7 protein-coding genes are annotated in these 8166 nt (G+C 62.8%); all 7 read right to left on the bottom strand.

The features are described from left to right. Positions 1 to 298: 298 nt before the first annotated feature. Positions 299 to 610, bottom strand: a complete 312-nt coding sequence (gene rpsO, locus EN884_RS16595; protein WP_269470859.1) for a 30S ribosomal protein S15 — start codon at positions 608 to 610, stop codon at positions 299 to 301. Positions 611 to 749: 139 nt separating this feature from the next. Continuing rightward, complete coding sequence (corA, locus tag EN884_RS16590) at positions 750 to 1844, bottom strand: magnesium/cobalt transporter CorA (RefSeq protein ID WP_063169994.1); 1095 nt, start codon at positions 1842 to 1844, stop codon at positions 750 to 752. Between the two features lie 44 nt (positions 1845 to 1888). Continuing rightward, on the bottom strand, positions 1889 to 2884 hold the full coding sequence (truB, locus tag EN884_RS16585) for a tRNA pseudouridine(55) synthase TruB (RefSeq protein WP_013527892.1): 996 nt from the start codon (positions 2882 to 2884) through the stop codon (positions 1889 to 1891). Further along, entirely contained in the window at positions 2884 to 3324 is a 441-nt protein-coding gene (gene rbfA / locus EN884_RS16580; RefSeq protein ID WP_024503464.1) for a 30S ribosome-binding factor RbfA, read from the bottom strand. The genes truB and rbfA overlap by 1 nt, the downstream gene beginning before the upstream one ends. A 125-nt stretch (positions 3325 to 3449) precedes the next feature. Then, the gene (gene infB / locus EN884_RS16575) at positions 3450 to 6026 is read right to left on the bottom strand and encodes a translation initiation factor IF-2 (protein WP_013527894.1); all 2577 of its coding nucleotides are present in this window, start codon (positions 6024 to 6026) and stop codon (positions 3450 to 3452) included. Next, positions 6023 to 6673, bottom strand: a complete 651-nt coding sequence (locus tag EN884_RS16570) for an RNA-binding protein (RefSeq protein ID WP_024503463.1) — start codon at positions 6671 to 6673, stop codon at positions 6023 to 6025. The genes infB and EN884_RS16570 overlap by 4 nt, the downstream gene beginning before the upstream one ends. A gap of 38 nt (positions 6674 to 6711) precedes the next feature. Next, positions 6712 to 8166 (bottom strand): transcription termination factor NusA (gene nusA / locus EN884_RS16565; protein ID WP_128360634.1); only part of this gene is annotated, 1455 nt, incomplete at its 5' end.

Below are 8166 nucleotides of genomic sequence, written 5' to 3'. Positions count from 1 at the left end.
ACTTTGTGGTGATTGAACATCTCTTGTCCTTAATATGAGGAAAGGGCCGCGCCGTTTCACGGTGCGCGGAGATGCCCTTTCCCTGGCTTCCTTTCTCGGGCAGCCACGGGCAAGACAACGGGAGGCTCGGGTGATTTCGGCGCGGTGCGCGCGCGAGCGTCCTGCAATCCTGCCCCATGACCGTCCATGGGCGGTTTCGAGTGCCCTCTGCACGATCGAAACCGGGTCTGGCCAGTCGATACGACTGGCAGAATGCGCGACCGGCGGGCTCTCCTTCGAAAGCCCGCCGGTCAATTCGTCAACGACGCAGACCGAGCTTCTCGATCAGCGTCTGGTAGCGCGCGTCGTCCTTGCGCTTGAGATAATCAAGCAGGCTGCGGCGCTGGGAGACGAGAGCAAGCAGACCACGGCGGGAATGGTTATCCTTCTTGTGGTCCTTGAAATGGTCGGTCAGGTTCTTGATGCGCTCGGAAAGGATGGCCACCTGGACTTCCGGAGACCCGGTATCGCCCTTGGCGGTTGCGAATTCACCCATCAATTCCTGTTTGCGCTCGGCAGTAATCGACATCGTGTTTTTCCTTATCTGTTTGAGGAAACGGGTCGCCCTCAGCCGGGATGTCGTCCAGCAGGGGCCGGTGCAAGCAAAGCGTCATAGCGCTAAGCTGCGGCGCATATAGTGCAATTCCCCGGAAAACACCAGCCCAATTCACAAGCCGGCTTTTCAGGCCAAAATGGCAGGTTTATCCCTGTCAAAGCCATTTCTTCCATTTGAAGAAGGCGATCAGCCCGAACGCGACAAGCGCCATGAACAGCAGCGACAAGGGATAGCCGTAGTAGGCCTTCAGTTCCGGCATGTTCCAGGGCGAAGACTCCGGATCGAAATTCATGCCCCAGATGCCGACCAGGAAGGTGAGCGGCATGAAGATGACCGAGACGATGGTGAGATAGCTGATAACGTCGTTGGTGCGCGCCTGGCTCAGCGACAGGTGCATCTCGATCAGGCCGGTCAGCATATCGCGCTGGGTCTCGACCAGCTCGATCAGCCTGAGCGCATGGTCGAGCGTGTCGTTGAGGAAGATCTTGGTCTCGGCCTTCACATAGGGCACATCGTTGCGGATCAGCGTCGCCAGCGCATCGCGCATCGGCCACAGCACGCCTTTCAGCACGTTGGCGTCACGCCGCAATTCATGCAGCTGCCGCATCTGGTGTTTGTGCGGCGAATGCAGCATCTGGTCCTCGATGCTGTCGACCATGTCACCGGCGGCCTCGATCGGCGGAAAATAGCTGTCGACGATGGCATCGATCAGCGCATAGGCAAGATAGTCGGCGCCGCGGGCGCGCAGCCGGTTGGGCGCCGAACTTTCAATGCGCTTGCGCACCGGATCGAATGGATCGCCTTCCCGCTCCTGGAAGGTAACGACGAAGTTGCTGCCGAAGAAGACGGCGATCTGCTCATAGCGGTGCGAGGTGACATCGTCGATCATCCTGACGACGACGAAGGCATGGTCCTCGAAGAAGTCGACCTTAGGCCGCTGGCCGGTGTTGACGACGTCCTCCAGCGCCAGCGGATGCAGGCTGAAAATGCGGCCGATCTCCTCGATCAGCGGGATGTTGGCGAGGCCGGTGCAGTCGAGCCAGAGGACCGGCCATTTGTGGCAATGGGTGTTGAGGTCGTCGATGCTGGCATTTTCGATAGTCTTGAATTTTTCGGGCGAGATCAGCGTCAGACGCAGTTCCGAGCGACGCGCCGACGGGTCGGCGATCAGCGTGCCGGGCGACGCACCGACCGGCGGCCGCCGCGTTTTCGCCGGTGCCCGCGTCTTCACGGTCTCAGCCTTTGCCATATTCCCCTCGTGCGAGTCCTCGCCTCGACATTAGACGACAGGAATCAACCGGCAAAGACCCGCTTGGGCTTGAACATGCCTTGCTCAATGGCACCGATGGCGACCAGCTTGCCGCGCGCCGTGGCGCAGGCTTCTTCGGCTTCCACCGGTGCGTCGCGGCCGCGGATGATGACCGGGTTGCCGAGGCGGATCTTGGTTGCCGCGTCATCGCTGATGGCGATCTGCGGCAGGCAATCGAGGGCAGCCGATGTGTCGACCAGAAGCGCATCGATGGCGTCGAAGTCGATTGGCGCTTCCACCTTGTCGGCAGCCTCTGCCTTGTCAGCGGCTTCTGTCGTGTCCGAGCTGTCGACCTCCTCCACACCGAAACGGGCGGCTTCCAGTTCGGCGATGGTGACGAAGTCTTCCGAGGTGAACGGCTCGACCTCGACCCGGCGCAATTCGGAGATGTGACCGAAGCAGCCGATGTCGCGGCCCATGTCGCGGGCCAGCGAGCGCACATAGGTGCCCTTGCCGCACTCGACCTCGAAAACAGTATGGTCGGCGCCATGCTCGACAACGTCCAGACGGCCGATCTCGATCTCTCGCGCGGGTATGTCGACCGTCGCGCCGTCGCGGGCCAGATCATAGGCGCGCTCGCCTGCGATCTTGATGGCCGAGAATTGCGGCGGCGTCTGCATGATGACGCCGGTGTATTTCGGCAGCAGGGCGAGCACTTGGGCTTCCGACGGACGCAGGTCGGATTCTTTCGTCACCGGACCTTCGAGGTCATCGGTCGAACGCTCCTGTCCCCAGGCAACGGTGAAGCGATAGATTTTGGCGCCGTCCTGCACGTAAGGCACGGTCTTGGTAGCCTCGCCAAGCGCGATCGGCAGCATGCCGGACGCCAGCGGGTCGAGCGTGCCTGCATGGCCGGCCTTTTCCGCCTGGAACAGCCATTTGATCTTGGAGACGGCTTCGGTCGAGCCCATGCCGACCGGCTTGTCCAGGATCAGCCAGCCCGAGATCGGCCGGCCCTTCTTCTTGCCGCGACGCGCCACTATTCGGTGTCCTTGTTGTCGTCTTTGTCCTGGTCTGCGTTTTCCTGGTCCTCAGGACCCAAATCGCGCGCCACTTCCGGCGATTTCAAGAGGTCGTTGATCCTGGCAAAATTGTCGAAGGAGGTGTCGAGCTTGAAGCGGAACTCCGGCATGAACTTCATCTGCCGCAGCGCGCCGGAGACACGGCCACGGACGAATTTCGCATGCTTGTTCAACGCCTCGACCACCGCATCGGCATCTTTGGCGCCGAGCGGCGAGACGAAAGCGGTAGCGACCTTCAAATCGGGCGACATGCGCACTTCCGAGACCGACACCACGGTGTTCTCGATCAGCGGATCGATGATCTCGCCGCGCTGCAGGGTTTCGGATAGCGCATGGCGCACCTGTTCGGCGACGCGCAGCATGCGCTGGGATGGGCTGGATGCGGTTGGACGGGGCATTTTTCTCAATCCTGAAAGCGTGAGGCGCGGGATGGAACCGTGCCGCATGTCTCATATGGGCATTCTCAATAGACTTGGGGCGGCGGCCTTTCGACCACCGCCCGGTATGGACAAGTCACTCGAACTCAGAGTGTCCGGGTCACCATCTCGACGCGGAAGCACTCGATGACGTCGCCGACGCGCATGTCCTCGTAGTTCTGGAAGGCCATGCCGCACTCCTGGCCGCCGGGGACTTCCGAAACTTCGTCCTTGAAGCGCTTCAGCGTCTTCAGCGTGCCTTCGTGGATGACGACGTTGTCGCGGATCAGGCGCACGCCCGCACCACGCTCGACCTTGCCTTCGGTGACACGGCAGCCGGCGATCTTGCCGACCTTGGTGATGTCGAAGATTTCGAGGATCTGCGCATTGCCGATGAAAGTCTCGCGACGCTCCGGCGACAACAGGCCCGACAGAGCCGCCTTCACGTCATCCACAAGGTTGTAGATGATCGAGTAGTAGCGGATCTCGATGCCAGCCGCCGCTGCAGCGGCACGTGCCTGGACGTTGGCGCGGACGTTGAAGCCGATGATCGCGGCACCCGAAGTCTCGGCCAGCGACACGTCGCTTTCGGTGATGGCGCCGGCGCCAGCATGGACGATGCGTGCACGCACTTCGTCGGTACCGAGCTTGTCGAGTGCGGCGTTGATCGCCTCGATCGAGCCCTGCACGTCGCCCTTGATGACCAGCGGGAATTCCTTCAGCCCGCTTGTCTGCAACTGCGACATCATCTGCTCGAGCGAACCGCGCTGGCCGGCATGCTTGGCAACCGCCTTCTCGCGCGCCAGACGCTGGCGGTATTCGGTGATCTCGCGGGCACGGGCCTCGTTGTTGACCACGGCGAAGCGATCGCCGGCCTGCGGGGTGCCCTGCAAGCCAAGCACTTCCACCGGCATCGCCGGCGGCGCTTCCTTGATCTGCACGCCACGATCGTTGACCAGCGCACGCACCCGGCCCCATTCATTGCCGGCAACGAGGATGTCGCCCGGCATCAGCGTGCCGGTCTGCACCAGCACGGTGGCAACGGGACCACGGCCCTTGTCGAGCTGGGCCTCGATGACGACGCCTTCGGCGGTACGGTCCGGATTGGCCTTCAGGTCGAGAATTTCGGCCTGCAGCAGGATCGCCTCGAGCAGTTTGTCGAGATTGGTGCCCTTGGTCGCCGACACTTCGACGTCCAGAACTTCACCGCCCATGGATTCGACGAAAACCTCGTGGCGCAGCAGTTCGGAGCGCACCTTCTGCGGATCGGCATCATGCTTGTCGATCTTGTTGATCGCCACGATGATCGGAACGCCGGCCGCCTTGGCATGGCTGATCGATTCGATCGTCTGCGGCATGACGCTGTCATCGGCCGCAACCACCAGGATGGCGATGTCGGTCGCCTGGGCGCCACGAGCACGCATCGCCGTGAAGGCGGCGTGGCCGGGCGTGTCGATGAAGGTGATCTTGTGACCATTCTTCTCGACCTGGTAGGCGCCGATATGCTGGGTGATGCCGCCGGCTTCGCCGGAGACGACATTGGCGTTGCGGATCGCGTCGAGCAGCGAGGTCTTGCCATGATCGACGTGACCCATGATCGTCACGACCGGCGGACGCGAAACCAGGTCCTCGGCATTGTCGGCGATGTTGAACAGGCCTTCCTCGATGTCGGATTCGGCGACGCGGCGGACCGTGTGGCCGAATTCGGTGGCGACCAGCTCGGCCGTGTCGGCGTCGATGACGTCGCCCGGCTTCAGGATCTGGCCCTGCTTCATGAAGAACTTGACCAGGTCGACCGCGCGCTCGGACATGCGTTGCGCCAGTTCCTGGATGGTGATGGTCTCTGGCAGGATCACTTCGCGCATGACTTTCTCGCGCGGCTCATTGTGCATCGCGCGCTTGAATTTTTCCTGGCGGCGACGCATCGACGACAGCGAACGGGCTCGCGCATCTTCGTCGGACAATGCCGAATTCAGCGTCAGCTTGCCACGGCGGCGATCTTCCTCGCTCTTGGTCGGCTTGGCCGGACGCGCCACTTCAGGCGTGACCGGACGGCGCACCGGTGCGCCGGCACCAACCCGCTTCGGCTTGGCCACTTCCTCGTCATCGACTGTTGCCAGTTCGGCAGCCAATGGCGCGCGGCGACGCGCCTCTTCCTCGGCCCGACGGCGGGATTCGGCCTCGGTCTGCAACCGTGCTTCTTCCTCGGCCTGGCGGCGCGCGGATTCATCGCGTTCGCGCTTGCGGCGCTCTTCGTCCTCGGCGCGACGCTTGGCATCCTCGGCGGCGCGCTGGCGGTCCTCGACCTCGCGAACCTTCGAGCCCTCGAGCGCCCTGCGGCGTGCTTCCATTTCACTGCGCGACAGTTCGTTCAGCACCATGCCGCTGCGCTCGACCGGGGCCGGGGGCGGCGGGGGTGGCGGCGCCTTCGGTGCTTCCGGCACGACGACGGGTGCGGCCACGACCGCCGGCTTCGGTGTGAAGACGGGGGCGGCAACAGGCTCCGGCTTGTCGCCGGGCATCGAGAACTTGCGCTTCTTGGTTTCGACGACGACCTGCTTGGTGCGGCCGTGCGAGAAGTTCTGGCGCACAGTGCCCTGTTCCATACCGGGGCGCTTCAGCGTCAAGGTCTTCTTCGGCGTCACACTCAGCGTATTGTCGTCACCCGATTTCGTATCGCTCATTCCATATCCTCTGCGGCATCATCTTCGTCAGCAACAGCCGCAAGCATTGCCAGATCGTCCGGGGAACCGCCCCGATACCGGTCGAGCGCAACCATGCGCTTCTGGACCGCCCTGCCCGCGTCTCCCGCGAGAACGGCAGCATGTATCACATTTGTACCCCCCAATGCCAAGCTCAACTCGGCCTCGGAGAAAAGTTTGTAGGCAAGGATAGCGGGCCCACCGAGATGGACCGTCGCCCGTCGCGCCTGGCTGATCTTGCGCACGCCGTCATCGGACGCCTCGGAAGCATGCAGCACGAAAAGCGCCAATCCGCCGCGCACCGCGCTCTCGACCTTGGTAGCACCAAGCGAAATTGCGCCTGCCTTGCGGGCAAGACCAAGCATGCCCAGAGCGTGCCTGGAAAGCAGCCCGTCGACCATGCCGCCAAGATCGGGCGGCACGACCACCTGTGCCTTGAAGGCGCGGGCAAAGAGGTTCTTCGCCGCAGCCTTGTCGATATGTAGGCGGTCGGCGCTCACCCAGCAACCGCGGCCGGGCAGATTTCTCTTGATGTCGGGAACGACGGCCGAATCCGGGCCGACGACGAACCGGATCAGATCATCCGGTTCGGCTTGTTTGCGCGTAACGATGCAGGTGCGATCGTTCATCTCGTCCAAGGGCGGGTTCGGTGCGATGCGGTTTCACCTCACGCACCAACGGCTTCGTCAGCCGAGACTTCTTCGGCTGCAAGCTCGTCTTCGGTGATCCAGCCGGCCTTGAGGCGGGCGGCCAGAACCATCTGTTCGGCGTCTGCGCGGGTCACGCCATGATTGGCCAGCACGCCCGGATAGACTTTTGTCTCGCCGTCCTTGCGTTCCTTCCAGCCGGTCAGGTCGTCGGCGGCATAGCCGGCGAAATCCTCGATCGTCTTCACGCCGTCCTCGCCAAGCGTCACCATCATGGCGGTGGTGACGCCGGGGATTTCGCGCAATTCGTCCGAAACGCCGAGCGCCTTGCGCTTGTCGTCGTGCTCGGCCTCGATCTTCTCCAGATATTCGCGGGCGCGGGTCTGGATCTCCGAAGCGGTGTCCTCGTCGAAACCATCGATAGAGGCGATCTCGCCGGAATCGACATAAGCGACTTCCTCAACGCTGGTGAAGCCTTCGGAGGCCAGCACCTGGCCGACCATCTCGTCGACGTCGAGGGCTTCCATGAACAGCGACGAACGCTCGACGAATTCCTTCTGGCGGCGCTCGGATTCTTCGGCTTCGGTCAGGATATCGATATCCCAGCCGGTCAGCTGCGAAGCCAGACGCACGTTCTGGCCGCGGCGACCGATGGCCAGCGACAGCTGGTCGTCGGGAACCACGACTTCGATGCGTTCGGCATCCTCGTCGAGCACGACCTTGGCGACTTCCGCCGGCTGCAGCGCATTGACGATGAAGGACGCCGCAGAAGGCGACCACGGAATGATGTCGATCTTCTCACCCTGCAATTCGCCGACGACCGCCTGGACGCGGCTGCCGCGCATGCCGACGCAGGCGCCGACCGGATCGATCGATGAGTCCCGCGAGATGACGGCGATCTTGGCGCGCGAACCTGGGTCGCGGGCGACCGACTTGATCTCGATGATGCCGTCATAGATTTCCGGCACTTCCATGGTGAACAGCTTGGCCATGAACTGCGGATGGGTGCGCGACAGGAAAATCTGCGGGCCGCGCTGCTCGCGGCGCACATCGTAGACATAGGCGCGGACGCGGTCGCCATATTTGTAGTTCTCGCGCGGGATCAGCTCATCGCGACGGATGATCGCTTCGCCGCGGCCGAGATCGACGATGACATTGCCGTATTCGACGCGCTTGACGGTACCGTTGACGATCTCGCCGATGCGGTCCTTGTACTCGTCATACTGGCGGTCGCGTTCGGCCTCGCGGACCTTCTGGACGATGACCTGCTTGGCCGACTGGGCGGCGATGCGGCCGAAATCCATGGGCGGCAGCTGTTCGGCAATGAAGTCGCCGAGCTGGGCGTCGGGATTGCGCTCGCGAGCCGAGGAAATGGCGATCTGCGTGGCGTAGTCATCGACCTTCTCGACCACTTCCATCAGCCGCTGCAGCTTCATCTCACCGGTGTTCGGGTTGATGTCGGCGCGGATGTTGGT

Origin of the sequence: Mesorhizobium sp. M7A.F.Ca.AU.001.01.1.1, assembly GCF_004022735.1 — a bacterium.
GTDB lineage: Bacteria > Pseudomonadota > Alphaproteobacteria > Rhizobiales > Rhizobiaceae > Mesorhizobium > Mesorhizobium ciceri.
The sequence above is the reverse complement of the archived record's forward strand: the minus strand, read 5'-3'. Positions and strand labels throughout refer to the sequence as shown.